10 protein-coding genes are annotated in these 18,560 nt (G+C 48.0%); 2 read left to right on the plus strand and 8 right to left on the minus strand.

The window, feature by feature from the left end; genetic code table 11:
* Positions 1-204: 204 nt before the first annotated feature.
* Positions 205-3,780, minus strand: a complete 3,576-nt coding sequence (locus tag QT998_RS01510) for a hypothetical protein (protein WP_333087641.1) — start codon at positions 3,778-3,780, stop codon at positions 205-207.
* A 254-nt stretch (positions 3,781-4,034) separates the two neighbouring features.
* On the opposite strand from QT998_RS01510, the gene QT998_RS01515 reads away from it, so the two are divergent.
* Both QT998_RS01515 and ppc read left to right on the plus strand, forming a co-directional pair.
* Positions 4,035-4,259, plus strand: a complete 225-nt coding sequence (locus QT998_RS01515) for a hypothetical protein (protein WP_333087642.1) — start codon at positions 4,035-4,037, stop codon at positions 4,257-4,259.
* Between the two features lie 465 nt (positions 4,260-4,724).
* Positions 4,725-7,844 (plus strand): phosphoenolpyruvate carboxylase, encoded by a 3,120-nt coding sequence (gene ppc, locus QT998_RS01520; RefSeq protein ID WP_333087643.1) that lies wholly within the window; start codon positions 4,725-4,727, stop codon positions 7,842-7,844.
* A gap of 242 nt (positions 7,845-8,086) precedes the next feature.
* Here ppc and QT998_RS01525 read toward each other — a convergent pair whose 3' ends face one another.
* The 7 genes from QT998_RS01525 to QT998_RS01555 all read right to left on the minus strand — a co-directional run bounded on the left by QT998_RS01525 (position 8,087) and on the right by QT998_RS01555 (position 18,357).
* Positions 8,087-8,653: a diheme cytochrome C gene (locus QT998_RS01525; RefSeq protein ID WP_333087644.1), complete on the minus strand. Its 567-nt coding sequence runs from the start codon at positions 8,651-8,653 to the stop codon at positions 8,087-8,089.
* 80 nt (positions 8,654-8,733) lie between these two features.
* Positions 8,734-9,642: an MBL fold metallo-hydrolase gene (locus QT998_RS01530; RefSeq protein ID WP_333087645.1), complete on the minus strand. Its 909-nt coding sequence runs from the start codon at positions 9,640-9,642 to the stop codon at positions 8,734-8,736.
* Positions 9,643-10,141: 499 nt separating this feature from the next.
* Entirely contained in the window at positions 10,142-10,654 is a 513-nt protein-coding gene (locus tag QT998_RS01535; protein WP_333087646.1) for an inorganic diphosphatase, read from the minus strand.
* 248 nt (positions 10,655-10,902) lie between these two features.
* Positions 10,903-12,477 (minus strand): serine/threonine protein kinase, encoded by a 1,575-nt coding sequence (locus tag QT998_RS01540; protein ID WP_333113389.1) that lies wholly within the window; start codon positions 12,475-12,477, stop codon positions 10,903-10,905.
* Between the two features lie 167 nt (positions 12,478-12,644).
* Positions 12,645-13,994 carry a serine/threonine protein kinase gene (locus QT998_RS01545; RefSeq protein WP_333113387.1) on the minus strand — a complete coding sequence of 450 codons (1,350 nt, stop codon included), beginning with the start codon at positions 13,992-13,994 and terminating at the stop codon, positions 12,645-12,647.
* Positions 13,995-14,152: 158 nt separating this feature from the next.
* Positions 14,153-14,701 (minus strand): inorganic pyrophosphatase, encoded by a 549-nt coding sequence (locus QT998_RS01550; protein ID WP_333087651.1) that lies wholly within the window; start codon positions 14,699-14,701, stop codon positions 14,153-14,155.
* 428 nt (positions 14,702-15,129) lie between these two features.
* Positions 15,130-18,357 (minus strand): GAF domain-containing protein, encoded by a 3,228-nt coding sequence (locus QT998_RS01555; RefSeq protein WP_333087653.1) that lies wholly within the window; start codon positions 18,355-18,357, stop codon positions 15,130-15,132.
* Positions 18,358-18,560 lie beyond the last annotated feature (203 nt).

The following is an 18,560-nucleotide window of genomic DNA, read 5'->3' on the forward strand; positions in this document are numbered from 1 at the left end:
TTTTATTATTCCGATGCAACCGGAAACGATTTCAATCAATTAATGTCCACTCCGATGAATTACCCGCAATCGAGAGGTTGCATCGAGAGGAGTGCAAGTCCTCTGGTTTTGAGGAAAACTCACGTTGCTGTCGATCGAACCAATTTTAGTGCGGTAGCGACAGCGGAGACGAGCTAACTTCTAAAATAACTCAAAACTCTTTCATTACCTCTTCGCCGGCCAGGGAATCATCGGATCTTGAGCTAACCGCTTAGAAACTGCAACAGCACCGTAACGGTTGAGGTGGCTGGGGTCGGAAAAAGATTCCCGCGCCTGGGGCCACAATAAACTATCATCTCGAAAAATTAGTCCGGTTTGAGCTGCTAATTGTTGCATATATTCCCGGAATTCTTGTTCGTAAGCAGCCCGCACTGGGTCTAAATAATCGACAGTTAGGGGCATATTCACAAACACGAGATTGATGTTACGAACTTTACTAAATTCGATCAGATTTTTGAGTGCTACAGTTTGTTCCCCTGACAATTCAAAATCCTGATAGTCGGAGTCGTAATAGCCAGATACTTTCGGATGTTTTTGAAAGTAAGTATCGGGATTGAAGCGTATGTCGATCGGCAAAAAGCCGTTTGGTTGAAAATCGCTTGGTTTTTTACCCGCAACAACAGGTTGGGGTTTTTCAGTTGTTTGTTTCTCTCCAGCGGTTTGGGGGGTGGCGATCGCAATAGGGGCGGAGGGATTCGCGATCGATCGCAAAAACTCCTTCAGCCGATCGCGCTTTTTGTAAGTTGCAGAACTCTCGATCAACTTTTGACTCAATATTTGCTGAACCTTAACTTGACTTTGTTCCAAATTCTGCACCAATTCACCCGCAGTAGCCACCGGATTGCTGGCGGTTTCTTTTGATGTTGGAGATTCTAATTGAGTGGTGCGGACAAGAAAACTGCCCCGAGACAATTGTCTGTAACCTTCCGAAGAAGCGATCGCACTAAAAGTCAAATCCGGCCGCCCGCTGTTGAGAGCCCTCGCCCCATCCGCCAACACAATCAATTTCGGCAGTTGTTGCGGCGGCAAAATCCGACGGACGATCGAATCTACAACCTGCAGAGTAGCCCCATTCACCCCAAAATTGTAAGCCTTCAGCCCCGGATAACCCCCAGATGCCAAAGCAGTTTCCAAAACCGCCGGGTCAATGCCGCGCAGAGCCCTCGAACTGCCTACAATCAAGATATCCGGCGGTTTTTGGTGTTCGCGGATGTACTCTTGATAGCGCGCTATTTGTTTGTCTAGCTGCTCGCTTCTGAGAGTCGGGAACACCGGAAGTGTAGAAACATCTGCTACAGGAACGCTATTATTCCCCGGTTTTGTAAACCCAGAACCGTTGAAAGCCTCTTCCTGATTCGGTAAGGTCGATGGCTCTAATGGGATTTGAGGCAAATTTACCTCCCCAGCAGAGGTATCCGGGCTAGGGGATTCGGCGCTAGAGAGCGAGGTTTGAGCGTCGCTAAAAGGCTTGGGAGAGGAATTTTGACAATTCTGGTCGCTGCAAACTTCCGAGGCGCTAGGAGCTTGACTAACCGTCGCAGATGGCAGGAACTGACCGAGTAACCAATCGGTACTGAAAGTCAGCAGACAACCGACGATCGCCCAAGTCAAAGCTTTTCGAGCCGCGCGATCGGCTTTCGCACCATCCCGCGCCGGCGCAGTGGACAAACCGCCGCCCAGAACAAACAAACCCGAAGCCACAAGCGGTTGCACTGCAGCTTGAACAAAATGCTCGCCCAGCTTATATCCTGGGAGCGCGATTTTGAAGCCGCTGCGCCAGGAGTCAGCAGCCGGAGCATCAAACACCAAATTGTCTGTCAAATCGGAAAAACTCCCATCTTCCGCCACCGCAAATTCCGGCACCGTTTCCTTTTCCATAACCGCCAGTTGCGATGGAGGCGGTGCGATCGCCTGCGCCTGCGTTGATGGCTCGTCAACTGCCGCCCGGAGGTCGATTCCGTAGCGCCACAAAGGCAGTTTCTGACCGGCACGGCGTCCGTAGACTCGTACTGCGGCTACTCCCGGAATTTGTAGCTGCCGCAAAAATTTAACCACCGGCGGCCCTACCTTCGATTGAGAAGGGCAAGTCAGAGCTTCAGTCATGACGTGCAGCACGTTGGCTTTGTGCATGACCACAGCCCGAATCCCTCCGGTTTCCAGCTTGCGCTTCAGATTGGGATTGAGAAACCTGTTGAGCAAAAAAGTCAAGGCTAATTGGTCGCCTTCGGCCGCCAATGCTCTGGGGCTGGCAGCTAAGTCTGGGTGGTGGGCTGCAGGCAAGTCCACCCATTCGATCCACACCGGCGACTCTGGTTCCGTTTTGCTGTCGGTGACTGGTTCTACGCCGTAAATCGCAGCGGCGCGGATGCCTTGGGGCGCGAAGGAGGCTAGCAAAGGGGCGATCGCCTCGGTGGTTGGCTGCTTGTCGGGGTACTCTTGCCTTTTAAGTTTTTGTCCTTTTTTGGTAGTTTTGCTGCAAAACAAATGCAGGGTTGCTTCTTTGAGGGTGGCGCGCACTTCGACTCTCGATGCCGCCAAGTGTTGGTTTAGCAGTTTGGCGATCGACTGTACGTCTCCCCAGCGAGCCCATTCTTTGAGAATTGTATCCGGTGGGGTCAAATCCACCCGCAGCACCCAGTCCGGCTTTGCTTCGCCTGCAACTTGGCTGCCGATGGCTGCTTCTACGAAACCTTCTAGTTTGAGTTTCCGCAGCCTGCCGGCGATCGGTTCTGCTAGCAAGGAGGGGTCTGGGCTGTAGGCTGACTCGCACAGCACCAGCAGCCGCCGTTTCTTGGGCTTGAGATTTTCCTCTGGATTCGATTGCAGCGTTTCCCGGCTGGTTTTGAGTTCTTTTCCGCGAATGCTGACTTTCACCGAAACTCCCATCGGCCCGAGGATTTCGCTGAGATAGCTGGCGATCGCATCTGGATAGCCCAAGCGCGCCAAACTTTCCGGCGAAACCGTCAATGTGCCACCGCTATCGCTGTCGCCAAAGTCGGTTTCGGGGGAGTGAATTAAAGCCACCGTGCCTCGGCTTCCTTGCATTGTCGATGATTTTTCCGTTTTTTGCGGGGCGGTGGGGGGACTGAAAGCCTCCTGTGTTGCCGAAGTGTCGATCGTCACCGGGGCAGTTTCAAAAACCTCTGGATATTCAATGCGGGAGGCGATGGGGAGACTTTCTGCGTCAAAATCGAGTTCTTCCCGCACCTGTGGCGGTTGGGCCGGGGTTTCTACCGGTTCAGGTTTCTGTTTTAGTTTGCGGTTGTCATTTTTGAATTTGCCAAAGAATCCGCCTTTTTTAGGACTTGTTGGCGGTTCGCCGTCGGGGGGACTTGCTTGCGCCACTGGGGAAACTTTTGGTTGCTGCTGTTGCTGCTGTTGCTGCTGCTGTTGCTGCTGCTGTTGCTGCTGTTGCTGCTGTTGCTCTTTGATACTGCTGCAATCAAGCCGGACTGTCCAATCATTTTGTCTGGAACCGAGTTTGCGTCCGCACAGAAACAACTGGTAAATTTTAGATTGCTCTGGCAACAGTCGCGTTAAATCAGTTTGTTCGATCGCGCGCGTAAATCTCGCCGTCACCAATTCCTGAGACGGACACTGCGCTGCTTCGCACAGAATATGCAGATGATTTCCGCGCAAACGAGCTTGTACCTGCACTTCAGGAAGCCCTAAAGCTTCTTGCGCCCACTGCGACGCGGCCGGTCGATTGTCTGCCAATATACTCCCGTTCGCATTCAACATGGGACTTTAAATTTTGTCAAAGCTGGTTTTGTTTTCTACAGATAGCACAGTTTACAAGTTTTACATACAAGTATTTTCTTTGCCGAGTGTAAACCGTTTCGCGAGATTAATTCCTCGGCTGGACTTGGTGCAGACTCTTGTTGGCTTGCAGGCTGCGAAAAAAGTCGGCTCTTGCTCACCTGGCCGGTGACGAGTCAAGCCTCCTTCCTTCTGCTGTAAACTGAGGATAATTAATAAATAATACAGGAGAATTTATGCCGTCGGAAAACCAAGACTTGCCCAAAAATCAAACACCCAACAGTCCAAAGTTACCAATTCCCTCAGATATTTTATTGAGTTCGATCGCCTTACCGATGCTGGGCGGCTTGCTGGTGGCCAGTGCTGCTGCTGAGTTTGTGCGGTCGATCGGCATTGAAAGCGAAGAAGTATTTCGGGGATCGCGCCTCCCGGTGCTCCAATTTCCTCGATCGCAGCAGTAGAACGCCCGACAGAAGCTCGCAGTTAATTTTTTTACCAGAAAGCTTGACAATCAGTAAAATTTGTGATATTGAAATTGGTCTTTGCTCCTATTTTATAGCGGTTCGATCGCGTGGTGAGGTATGCCCTGTTTGGCCACTGCCCACCCTTCGACTTCGCTCGGGGGGCAAGATGCCCAATGCCCAATGCTCAATGCCCTATGCCCGTCGGATACCTCATATGAGAGCACAGAAACGCTCTATACATAGGTGGCTTCTGCATAGCGTACCTTCGCACCAGATGATTAGTTTCAAAACAGAAGGAAAGGCATCTTGTCGCCGATCCAAAGCCTGACAGTCAAAAGTTATCAGCAATCGCAAATCGTAAATCGTATAAGTTGTCTCAAATTTGACGGCAAAGAAAAGAATTTTAGGCGAAACTAAACCATACAATTTTCTAGACACCCGCAGCAATTGAGGAACAGCCCGATGAGTTCAGTCCTCCAATCTTCAGAACAGGCTATTGATGCAACATCTATTCCCCATTCTGCCGCTTACTCAAAATCAGATTTGTTTCTACGCAATCGCCTCAAAGTAGTAGAGGACTTGTGGAAATCGGTGATCCGACAGGAGTGCGGGCAGGAATTAGTAGATTTGCTCCAACAAATGCGATCGTTCAATTCCTCCGAGGGACAAGCCACTAACTTTCGCGAATCGAATGTGGTACAGCTAATCGAAAAGCTCGATCTCAACGCCGCCATCAGGGCCGCGCGGGCTTTTGCGCTGTATTTTCAGTTGATCAACATTGTCGAACAGCACTACGAACAGCGAGACCAACAGCTAGCTTACACTGGCAGCAACGACGCTGGCGGGCGAATGTTTGCTAAGCTGCCGGGACAAGCAAAAGATGCGCCCGATCGCCCGCGGCACAGGGAAGGCCCAGCCCAAACGGCTCCTCGCGGTGCAGACAGCAGCGAGGCGATTACCAAAGACGCCGGAACATTTCACGAATTGTTCCCCATGCTGCTGCGATTGAACGTACCTAGCCAGCAAATCCAGCGCTTGATCGATCAGTTGGACATCCGCCTAGTATTTACCGCTCACCCGACGGAAATTGTCCGCAACACGATCCGCACCAAGCAGCGGCGAATGGCAAAGATTCTCCAAAAGCTAGACCAAGTTGACGAGAAATTTCAGGGAATGGGCGCGAACTCTGAAAGCCCCTACCCGGTGTCTAGCTGGGAAGCGGCGAATCTCCAAGAGCAACTGATGGAAGAAATTCGCCTCTGGTGGCGTACTGACGAGCTGCACCAATTCAAACCAACTGTGCTTGACGAGGTGGAGTACACTCTCCACTACTTCGACGAAGTGCTGTTTGATGCTATTCCCGAACTCTACCACCGCTTAAAGCAAGCGCTGCACGCTTCTTACCCCTACCTGAAACCGCCTAGTTACAATTTTTGCAAGTTCGGTTCTTGGGTGGGTTCCGACAGAGATGGTAATCCTTCTGTTACCCCGAAAGTTACTTGGCAAACTGCTTGCTATCAGCGCCATTTAGTGATGTGCAAGTATATCAATGCGGTGAAGCGGCTCAACGAATTATTGAGTTTGTCGCTGCACTGGAGCGACGTATTGCCGGAATTGCTCGACTCTCTCGATCGCGACAAATCGGAATTTCCCGATGTTTACGAACAGTGGGCGATCCGCTACCGTCAAGAACCTTACCGCTTGAAGCTGGCCTACGTGCTGCAGCGACTGGAAAATACGCGCGATCGCAATTGGCGGCTGTACAAAGGAGACGAGTCGCAGCGCGAGCGCGAAGCTTTGTCGGAACAACCAGTCTTGACCGGCATTTATCGATCGGGCGCTGAGTTTTTAGCAGAGTTGCAGTTAATCGAACGCAATTTAGTCGAAACAGGTTTGAGCTGTCGGGACTTAGAAAATCTGCTTTGTCAAGTAGAAATTTACGGATTTAACTTGGCTTACCTAGACATCCGCCAAGAGTCCACAGTACACTCCGACACTTTGAGCGAAATTGCGGAATACTTGCAAATTTTGCCCAAATCTTACAATCAAATGTCGGAATGCGATCGAGTTATTTGGCTCGCCACCGAACTGCAAACTCGTCGCCCTTTAATTCCCACAGAACTGCCATTTTCTCCCAAAACTTGCGAGACAATTAATACCTTCCGAGTCTTGCGACAAATGCAGCAGGAGTTTGGCCCCGAAATTTGCGAAACTTACGTCATCAGCATGAACCACGATGTCAGCGATTTGCTGGCAGTTTTGCTGTTAGCAAAAGAATCGGGACTGTACGATCCAGCGACAGGAATTAGCACCATTCAAGTAGTGCCCCTGTTTGAAACCGTCGAAGATTTGAAAAAAGCCCCAGAAGTAATGCAGCAGCTATTCGATCTGCCGCTTTATCGGGCTTTGCTAGCGGGAGGATACGCGCAAAAAGTAGCGGAAACAAGCGAAGAAAATCCACAAAACCCAATCTGTCAGGTCAAATTGCAAGAGGTGATGCTGGGCTATTCTGACAGCAATAAAGATTCGGGTTTCCTCAGCAGCAATTGGGAAATTCAGAAAGCTCAAAAAGCTTTGCAAGCGGTTGCTGAAAAACACGGTGTGGAATTGCGGATTTTTCACGGCCGGGGCGGCTCTGTAGGGCGTGGTGGCGGGCCTGCTTACAAGGCGATTTTGGCTCAACCAGGAAAGAGTATTAGCGGGCGAATCAAGATTACCGAACAAGGGGAAGTTTTGGCTTCTAAATATTCTTTACCGGAGTTGGCGCTTTACAATTTGGAAACTGTGGCGGCGGCGGTAATTCAAGCTAGCTTGCTGCACGCTGGTTTTGACGGAATCGATCCTTGGAATCAGATTATGGAGGAATTGTCGGTCAAATCGCGATCGCACTACCGTCATTTAATTTACGAACAGCCGGATTTAGTTGATTTCTTCCATCACGTTACCCCGATACAAGAAATCAGTCAGTTGCAAATTAGTTCTCGTCCGGCCCGTCGCGGCGGCAAGAAAGACATCAGCGGTTTGCGAGCAATTCCGTGGGTGTTTAGCTGGACTCAAAGCCGATTTTTAGTGCCTTCTTGGTACGGTGTCGGCACAGCTTTGCAAGAGTTTTTGCTGGAAGAACCGGAAGAACATTTAAAACTTTTGCAGTATTTCTACTTGAAGTGGCCATTTTTTAGAATGGTAATTTCTAAGGTCGAAATGACTTTATCTAAGGTGGATTTACAGATTGCCGATCACTACGTGCGGGAGTTAGGTTTGCCGGCGGACAGGGAGCGTTTCCAGGCTTTATACGAGCAAATTGCGGCGGAATTTTACTTGATTCGGGATTTGGTTTTAACTATTACCGGACACCAGCATTTGTTAGATGGAGATCCGTCTTTGCAGCGATCGGTACAGTTGCGAAATGCCACGATTGTGCCTTTGGGTTTGTTGCAGGTTTCGCTGCTGAAACGCTTGCGGCAGCACGGTAATGGCGGAGTTCCGGGGGTGATTCACTCGCGTTACAGCAAGGGTGAATTGTTGCGGGGTGCGCTGTTGACGATTAATGGTATTGCTGCGGGGATGCGGAATACGGGCTAGGAAACAGGTTTGTAGTGCGGACTTTAGTCCGGCTTTTTCACAGGAATAAAGTCCTCACTACAAACTAATATTGACAGGTTTGTATAGCCTTTCTGTGCTCTGGTATGAGGTACTATCCGGGATAGGGCATAGGCCTCCGTGGGCATAGGCCTCCGTGGGCATAGGGCATACCTCACTTTTGTGAGAACCGCTATAGTGAGGACGACTGTCCGCCTCTTTCCCATGATCGAACTTAATTTTTACTACGGGGAGTTTTCCCACTCCGGGGTAAGCTTGCGGAAATTATATTTAGATGCACCGGGGTGACAAGTAACGCAACTGCTGAGATTTGCTGGTTGCGGCAGCTTGACTCTGGGGTGCAAAGCTTTGAAATAGCGAGAGTTGGCGGCTCGGTAGGGGAGGTCTTCGTCTTTGGGTTGGGGACGCGAAAAAGTTTGCAGGTAGTTCCACACTAGCAGGCGGGGCGGGTCTACTAGCAGTTTGATGGTTTGTCCGTAGTGTTCTGGGTCTTGCAACAACCTGCGCCAGGTTTCTGTTGGCAATACTTGAGGCGGTAAACCTATGTGACAGGTGGCGCAGTTTTCGAGGTACAGTTGCTGTCCGAGTTGGTAGGCTTCGGGAATGCGATCGACAGTGCCGATATCTTCCCCTGTAGAAATTTGAGCCAGGAGCGCGGGAGTGTGGGAGCCGGCCGTCTGTGCTGCCACCCATCCACCTCCGGTACAACAGACAATTATCAATACTAGCAACGTTGAGTAAAGCCTCACCCAGCCACGAAAGCGACGCTTGAGGTGAATTTTGTGGTTCATTGTGTTTTATGCCTTCAGGCTGCTATTTTTTGCGGTCTGGAGGCGGTTTTTTCGCAGCCCGCACGGACTCGATTTGTTGCCTAAATCACTGGTATGGTCATGCCTTCGCGGGCCAAGCAGCTATCGGCAAAAACTGATTGCACGTCTGCTTCGACACGATCGAGAAAATTGTCGTCGTGACTAGGATCGTGGTGAAACATCACGATCTTTTTGACTCCTGCAGCTTTTGCTATTTCTACTCCTGCTTGCCAAGTCGAGTGTCCCCAGCCGACTTTCGGGTTTTTGAAGTCGTAATACTCTTCGTTGGTGTAGTTAGCATCATAAATTAGCACGTCGGCGTCGCGGGCTAGGTGTACGACATTCTCGTCGAGGCGATCGGGAAAATGCTCTGTATCGGTGCAGTAGACAGCCGTGTGTCCTTGCCAAGTAACTCGATATCCGATCGCAGTATTGGGGTGATTGAGTAGTGCTGTTTCTATTTTCACATCGTCGAGTTCGAGAATATCCCCTGGCGTCAAATCGTTAAATTTGAGTTCTGACTGCATCACCTGAATGGGAACTGGAAAATTGGGGTGGTGCATTTGATCGGCAAGACGCTGTTTGATTGTAGTGCCGTTGGGGGCGATCGCTCCGTAAATATGAAAGCAGTTCCCCGGAATAAAAGCAGGAGTAAAAAACGGGAAGCCTTGAATGTGATCCCAGTGAGTGTGACTGAAAAACATATAAGCTTCCACCGGCATTTGTCGCAGCAGATTTAGCCCCAGAACTCGCAAACCGGTGCCGCCGTCAAAAATCAGGCGTTTTTTGCCCAAGCGCATTTCTACGCAAGAGGTGTTACCTCCGTAGCGAATTGTTTTGGTGCCGGGGGTGGCGATGCTGCCCCGCACGCCCCAAAACTGAACTAAAAACTCGGTCAAAGGACTGTTTGAGCTAGTGGCTTTGTTATCGGAAGGCTGTAAATTTGCTTGAGAGGGGGAAGAATCTGACATTTTTTTTAGGTTTGAGCGCAGGAACTTGGCAATTGAGATTTTTATTTTTATTTTTAGTGTTTAGTTTTTACCTATCTGCTGAGATATAAAACGCTCGATCCCGAAACCAACCGAGTAAAATTTTCTCAAACGTAGAATGCGCTCGCCCGTTTGCTTAGAATTTGCTATCGATCTTACTCTACGAGTAGTATTTTTTTCAACATTTTAGCAGGCGGGGGTTTTTGGGGAATCCCCTGCCTGCTCGGCATTCGCGACTGTTTGATATTCTAGCCAACCATTCCTCTACTACATTCTTAGACGTGCAGCCGTCGCCTTAAGTTCGGCTTGCTGAATTTTGAGTCTGCTTGCAGTGGAGGAGTGGGGCTAGGGGTTTATTTGCCCGGAGCACCGAAGGCGAAAGCTTTAATGCGTGCTTTCCCCGGTCGCTTGCCTGTAGAATAGGCGAGCCGAGAGAGCACTCAAACAAAAAAATGCTTTTTACTTGCGCTGCGGATGCTGCTTATTTACGATCGGCTGCGATGCACTTTTCAACTAAGGGCATGACTTGATCGACATCTTGCCAACCCAGAATTTCTGTGACTTTTTTCTCCAAATTTTTGTAGGTCTTAAAAAATTCGGCTATTTCGTCCAAGCGGTGGGGGGCTACGTCTTTGAGGGACTTATAGTGAGCGTAGCGGGGGTCTTTGTCGGGAACGCAAAGCAGTTTTTCGTCCCTGTCGCCGCCGTCGATCATTTCTAGCATTCCGATCGGACGGGCTGCGATAATGCAGCCTGGAAATGTGGGCTCGTCCATCATTACCATGCCGTCGAGGGGGTCGCCATCGTCGGCTAAGGTGTTGGGTATGAAGCCGTAGTCGCAGGGATACTGGACTGAGGAAGAGAGCACTCGATCGAGAGCAAAGGCTTGCAACTCTTTATCAAATTCGTACTTGTTTTTGCTACCGGCTGTGATTTCGATCAGGACGTTGAGCAGTCCTGGTTTTGGCTGTGCCGGAATTAGCGATAGATCCACAATAATATCTCCAAGTTAACAGACGATCGGGGATGACGGCTATTTGCCAAACCCCTTTGATAGCATTTTACGGGCGATCGGGGCCGACGGCTGCATGAGATTGAGAGAAAGCGGGGGAGTGTGTCGCCGGCTGGGAGAATACACGCTTTCGGGCGTCCCGCCCATCCCACACAAGAGAGAGGGGACGGGCGGGACGCCCATCCAACAGGTTGAGGGCGCAATGCTTTGTTTTGGCGAGGGAGATATTTTCAGAACCATTTATTCTGTTTACCGTCTGTCAAAATTATTTTAATTTTCAAACCCAACCACTGGCTCAGTTCTGTTGCTAACCACTTGATTTCTGATTCACTTAGTCCCTCCTTCTCTCCTAACTGATATTTGTGGTTGCCTGCTTGAACTATCATCTGATAGACTTTCCCTAATCTCGCTTCCGAGTGGCCCTCCTGCATAAGTAATGATGCCGTTTGATATAACTCTCTAGGGATTGAAAAAGCAAAAATCATAACTTTTATAACTTTTATAACTTTTACACCAATACCGCTGTTTCTATATTCACGTTGTTGAATTTTCAACTGGCAAATCTCGTTCCTGGGAGATGGCTTGGCATGATTCCATCTCAACCCCAGTAGATGGCTGCTACAGGAGATTTGCTGGCGATCGATTCTGAGGCGAAGTTCTCGGCGAAACAGTGCCAGCAGAAACATTACTCCTACCCTAGCTAACATTACTCCAACCAGAGCTAAGTAACCGCCGGCTATCATAATAATAACTTGACTATCTATCGGTAAATTAGTGATTTTACTGCCGTAGTTGATTTCATGTAAAATATAAAGTAAAAGACAGCCGAAGGGGACAATATTCGCAGCAACGGCGGTCACAAGCAGGGCACTTAAACCCAAACTCACTTCCTGCGACGGAATTACAATTTCTACAAACTCCGAATTTTTTGTGAGTTTTATCTCGCTACCAGGTGGCTGCAATGTTATATAATCTTTGTGATTTTTATCGATCGAGCGGGGATTTTTGAGCGCTCGCCATGCTTCCTCAGCCGAAGATAACCGTTTGGACAAACTCGGTTCTGTCATCCACTCCAGCCAATCAATTAAACTAGGATTGAGGTGCGTGGCTCGATCGGCAAATTTAATTTTCAAATCCTGCTGTGATAGTTCGGTGGGATGCAAACCCGTTACCAAATAAATTAAAGTTGCACCTAAACTGTAGAGATCGGAAGCCGGAACGGAGCGCCCGCCAAATTGTTCCGGTGCCATATATCCATAAGTTCCTACTACTGTAATTGTACCGCCAAATTTTGCAGCTTGGTTCTGCACCGAACCGAAATCAACTAAATAAATTTTTCCGATCGAGTTACCGGATCGGCTGTGCAGTAAAATATTGCTGGGTTTAAGATCGCGGTGAATAACAGGCGGATTTTGCTTGTGCAAATAATTCAAAATTTCCAACAACTTTTTTACTAATTCTTTCAGTTCATTTACGCTAAAAGTACGCCCCGATCGCAAATGCTCTTCCAAAGTTTTTCCCTCTACATAAGTCTGTACCAAGGCAAATCCTTTACTGTCTGGTTCGTCAATTTCCAGATAGTCGAGGTAGCGGGGAATTGCCGGGTGAGAAAGTGCTTTTAAAGTTTCCGCTTCTCGTTCAAATAGCTTGAGGTCTTGCCATTCAAAATCGCTGCCGAGAAATAGCTGTTTGATGACAACTAATTTTTGAGTTTGCAAATCACGAGCCAGCAGCGTTTGGCGACCTGTTTGTTTTCCCAGTTGTCGCTGTACTTCGTAGCGTTCTGCTAATACTTTGCAAGTCATATTTTTGACCTTTATTTTTTTTACTTTAAATTAAACACTTTGCTTTGATTAGATTATATTAGATACCTGACTTATTCTAAAAATCAGGTATCTCGTCGGTAGTTTGTGATTATTCACTACCGATAAAAAAGATAACTAATCAACCAAACACGCTCTTATTTAAAAGTTTACAGTCCGCTGTATTTTTGATACCACCGGGCAATAAACTTGCTACTTTCCCCCTGAGATAGTGCTGTAATTAGCGAGGGTCCAATCGCAAACAAAATATAATTGGAATCCCATTCAGGTTTAAAATTCATATTTTTAAAGAAATAGATAGTTATCAAGGCGGAGATTAGCATACTAATTGAACTTAAAACCTGTCGGTGAAGTTTGGGGTTAGTGAGGGGATGAAACCACAATAGGGTCACGATCGTTATGATTATTCCATTTCCCAACCCCAGCAGCAAGCCGAAATGAAGACTCACAAAGACTGCCATAATTATCATCGTTATCCCCCCTAAAGTTATGCCGATCCAACCCGTCGTCGTCATCAAACCCATAAACAAGGAGCCGTAAATAACTGCACAAGCTCCTGCCGCTATAACTCCGGTAACAAAACTGTACCAGATCGCACGAGTACCTAATGCCAGGGGATGATACACGGGCTGTTTCTTTCTCAATGGCAGGGAAGATTTATTGATTTGCGGCGGTTTTTCTAGAGCTTCTTTGGCAATCTGGACTGAGGCGGGACGGCGATCTAAACTGGGATGCGTCATCCACTTCAGCCAATTGGTAAAAGCGGGACTTAATTTGGTGAATTGCTCGAATTCAATCTGCAAATCTTGCTGCGGCAAATCGGCAGGATGCTGCTTGGTAATTAAGGCGATTAAGGTTGCTCCCAAGCTGTACAAGTCGGAAGCGGGAACGGCTCTCCCGCCAAATTGTTCGGGCGGCATATAGCCATACGTGCCGACAACGGTGACTGTTTTTCCCTGTTGGGTTGCTAGGGTTTGAACTGCACCGAAATCGACTAGGTAGACTTCGCCGACGCTGTTTCCCGATCGATTTTTGAGTAAAATATTGCTGGGTTTAATGTCGCGGTGAATCACCGGCGGCTGTCGCTGGTGCAGGTAGGCGAGGATGTCTAATAATGCTGTTGCTAATTGTTTGACTTCGCTTTCGCTAAAGGTGCGGCCGTCTGAAAGATATTCTTGTAGGGATTTGGCTTCGATGTAAGTCTGAACTAGGGCGAATCCTTTGCGGTTGGGGGTGTCGATTTCAAAGGAGTCTAGATATTGGGGAATTGCGGGATGGGATAGGGATTTTAAGGTTTCGACTTCTCGCTGGAACAGTTTTAAGTCTTCCCAGTTAAAGTCGCTGCTGAATGAGAGGAGTTTGACTACTACTTGCTGTTGCGTGTTTAAGTCGCGGGCGAGTAATGTTTGCCTTCCTGCTTGCTTGCCGAGCCGCCGATCGCACTGATAGCGATCGGCTAATATTTCTCCTGACAAATCGCCGATGTTTTTTCCGCTCATGCTCTGCTGCCGCTTAACCGATTAAACCTAGTTTAGTTGACAAAAAGGCAATAATCTGAAATGTTCGGGCTACAGCAAAAAAATTTCTGTCAAAGAGCAACCGCCTTTAATAGCTAGCGATCGCGCACCATAAAAACCGGCCTGAGTTAAGCTTGAATTTAACTTTGAATTTGCTTGTAAATTGACTTCACTACATCTAGCAGGCTCAAGACTTGCTGCCATTCGGGAGCATCGGGTTTGTAGCTTTTGGCGCGCTGAGTTTTTAAACTCTGGTGCAAGAGATTCAGCAGCGCGTCTGGAGGCTCCAAGGAACTCTCATCTTCCTCTGTGGGGCCGCAGGCTGCCTTTTCTTCAATTGTTTCTTTGATACCTTGTGCCTTATCTGCCAGACTCAAAGCTCTACCCGCCATGTTTTCCGGCATTTTGGGTCGTTCCGACAAAGACTCGCCGATCAGTTCTTCGAGCAGTTGGCGGACTTGAGCCACCCATTCGAGGTCGTTTACTGAAAAATAATCAGATTTAAATGCTTGTTCCTGGGGTCTTTGCTGAATGCTTTGTAATTGTTGGAGCAGGGGAAGAGACTTTAGAGTAATGTTTTCGGGGATTCTGGGGATATCTGACAGTGAGCTGCGAGCAATCTCTAGCAATAGTTGGTAAATCTGCTCTACCGACTCAATATCTCCCGATTGCGAATTCCAATTATCCATAACTAATGCTAGTAGTTTTCTATATCTAAGACTAGAACGTTGATTTATTGATGAAAGCAAGTTGATTTTAGGATCTGCCAACGCTATTAAGACTTTCGGGCGCCCAGTCAAAAACCCGGTTGCTGAGCGGATATTTTGTCGCCTTTGGCCCAAATTTTTCTCAGAAACTGGGCAATGCTGGCGCAAGTCCTAACTATTTTTTAAGCTCTTCCTACGGTAGAAGAGCTTTGTTTGTTGCAGCAGGTAGCGCCAAACGCGGGCATCTGGCTGCATTGAGGCAAGCGAGTTGAAGTCGGCTTATTTAACAATAATACCCGTTGGAGCTTATTTAAAATTGCTCTAACACGATATTCAGGTTAACTGGTGGGATGGAAGGGCGGGCGTACCCCCGATCGCGATCGCCCCCTATCCCAGCCCAAGCGCCGCTGCTATTTTTCTGTGAGATTCCACACCCCGTCCCAGTTTAGTACGTCCGAAAACCTGTGCTGAAATAATTTACAGCGATCGACGTGCAATTTAGCTGCCTTGTTTTTGGGGTCAACTTCCAGAACGAGGTTAAATTCGCGTTCCGCGTCTCTAAAAGCTTGCTTGGCTTTTGGTTCCAAGGCTTTCTTAAACTCGCTCAACAGTTTTTTCACTTGATCGAGTCCGAGATTTGGAAATTCCTCATCTAACATTTCTGCAACTGTTGCAGAGGCTCGACTTTTAATTTTCGCCTGCAATAGTTGCCTGATTTGTGCGGGTTTGAGCCTCTTAATTTGAGGATTTGACGGTTCTAAGATGTCTGCTTCCAACACTTTTTTGACTTCACCCTCTTGCAAGGATTGAATCTCCTCTACTGAAAGCGGCTTGATTTTTGCTTGGATCAGCATTCTTGCTTCGTCTTCCGACAGATTTTTGAGTCCCTCCAATTTCAGCAGTTCAATTTCTGGCTGCAACAGCACGATAAGTTTGTCGGCTTCCGACAGATTTTTGAGGTCGTAATCTGACAGTTTCTTGACTTGATATAACAGTTGTTTTAGTTCGTGTTCCAACTGTTGCTCGACATTGTAGGACAGTTGTTTAATTTCTGCTTCCGGCATTTCCCCCACATTATCTAAGATGTTTTTAACTTCATTCTCGGAGAGTATTTGAGTGACTGGTATCTTGTAATATTCGCGGGCATTGTTGTAGTGTTCTACAATTTTTTCCTGTTTTTCTGTCAGGGGTTTGCCAACGGGGGAGCATCCTTCGCGGATGCCGACAAGTTCGTAAACGATGACGGGTTCGCTTTTGCCTTTGACTGTAATAAAGTCGAGTTCTCGCACGTAGAGCCGATCTTTATAATCTTTGTAAGTATTGTCGCTGATAATCAAGTCGGTGCCGTACTGCTTGCTTGCACCTTCTAAGCGAGAGGCGAGGTTTACGCCGTCTCCGATCGAAGTCAATTCCATGCGTTTGCTACTGCCAATGTTGCCGCTGACAACTTCGTCGGAATGCACGCCCATACCGATACTGATGGGCAATTCACCGTGTGCCGTGCGATCGGCATTGAACTCGTCGAGTTTTGCCCGCATTTTCACGGCGGTTTGCATCGCGCACCAAGCATGATCCTCCAGGGGCGCTGGAGAGCCGAAAACTGCCATCAGAGCGTCGCCGATGTATTTGTCGAGAGTGCCTCCGTACTCGAATACGACATCTACCATCACTTCAAAATATTTGTTGAGCATGACTACCACTTCTTCGGCTTGCAATTTTTCCGTAAGTGTGGTATAGCTGCGAATGTCTGAGAACAGCACTGAAACCTTTTTGCGCTTGCCGCCCAATCCTGTATCCCCTGAAGCTAATAGCGCTTCGGCTACTTCTGGAGTCATGTAACGGTACATCAAGTTTTTGACTTGTTTGGCGCTACTAATATCTTCCATGACGACTAATGCGCCGTTGACCTTGTTGGGGTCGGTAGCGTCGGTCATTGAATTAATCGAGAGATTGATACTCTGCGATTCTCCTTCAAAGGAGAGCAAAATTTGATCCGGGTAATACTGCTGGCGATCTTTTTCGTCTTCTGGCATCAAAGACGCATCGAACCACTTGGGAAAATCGCCTTTTTCTAACTTAATTAACTCGCGCAAAGATTTGCCTTCGGCTAACGCAGCATCGCTGACGCCGAGTAATTTTTTGGCACTAGGATTGGTCGCTACTATATTGCCTTTTTTATCTGTAGATATCACGCCGTTAGTCAGGGCGTTTAACATATCTTTTTGTCTTTGTTCTTGCTGTTTGACTTCGGCAAACAGTTTGGCGTTTTGCAGGGCGACTCCGGCTTGGATGTTAAACGACTGCATAAATTCCATGTCGTTGCGATTGAAACTCGCTTTCCACTGTTCGGGGGCGTGCGGCCAATCTGTCGGGTTGTAGGGAGGGAATTCTCCTTGTCGTTTTTTGTTGACTAACTGCGTAACTCCAATCAATTTTTTGTCGGAGTTAAATACTGGCATACACAGCATACTGCAAGTGCGGTAGCCGGATTTTTGATCGACTTCTTTGGAGGTGGCGGCGCGGGGATCGTCGTACACGTCAAAGGGAATCAGCAGGGGTTGGCTGGATTGGGCGACTTGGCCTGCAAAACCGGCGGTTCTGGGTATGCGAATTTCTTTCAGGTTGCCGGCGATCGGGATTTTTGTCCACAGTTCGTCTTTGTCTTCGTCGATCAGCCAGAGGGTGCTGCGATCGGCATTCATGAGTTCTTGAGCCTGATCCATCACCCTTTTTAGGGTATCTTCTAAGTCTAGACTGCTCTTAGAAAGAGCGTTTACGGCTTTCATCAGCGCCGTGGCCGCCCGCTGTCTTTGAGTTGCTGCGTAGAAAGATTTAGAAGATTCTAGGATTAGGCGAATTGAGGGAGCAAATTCTTTAAAAACTTGTTCGTCTTCTTCTGTAAATCCTGTCCTGTCGATTTGTTCGTCAAAAGTATGGTAATTTTCGTGGTTCGGTTTGAGTTTATTAATCAGTTGAACGACTGCTACTAACTCATTTGTTACTTCATTGATCAGGGGCATTGCCAGCATTGTATAAGTGCGGTAGCCCGTTTTTTCATCAGTTTTTTTGGCGTTAGCCGATCGTTCGTCATTATAAAAATCGTAAGGAATGTTAACCACTTTTCTGTCTGTGGCTACTTCTCCGGCAATACCGACGTGGGCGGGAACTCTGATTTCTAGGTTTTGGCCATTTTCGTCTTTAGCGATGATCGCCCAGAGTTCATTTTTTTCGTCGTCTAATAAAAATATCGTGGTGCGATCGGCATTCAGCAATTCCCCTGTTTTTCGGGTAATCGACTGCAACATCTCGTTGAGTATGGCATCAAATCCCTCGCTCTCAAGGAGATTGTCGAGCATTCCCAAGGTTTGATTGACAACCTTAAGTTTGTCTTCTGCTTCCTTAACTACTAATTTGAAACTATCTTTATTTAGGGGCGCGAGAATGTCGGAAAAATTAGCCTGGGTCGCGATCAATGCACTGCTAGAGGGAGATGCCGCAGGAGGGGAAGGGGGAGGAGAAGGGGGAGGAGAAGAGGGAGGAGAAGAATAGCGTTCCTGATGGTGATTGTCACCGCCGACAACAGCGACATCTATCACGTCGCCAGAAGAATAATTGGTGGAAGATGCAGAAGGATTCATAGACCTTTACAGAGAAGCTTAAGTGTAAGGGTTAGTCTTTAAGCTAGAATAGCGGGCAACTTTATTAGTGGGTAAGTCGATTTTAGATTTTAGATTTTAGATTTTAGATTTACTTGCAGCAGGTGAATCACTAGAACTCGAACAAAAGTCTAAAATTGCGATCTCTCCACGAATGCCTTGCGGGGGCAGGGTATCTGGTTCTG

Origin of the sequence: Microcoleus sp. S1D4 (assembly GCF_036700765.1) — a bacterium.
Taxonomy (GTDB): Bacteria; Cyanobacteriota; Cyanobacteriia; order Cyanobacteriales; family Microcoleaceae; genus Microcoleus.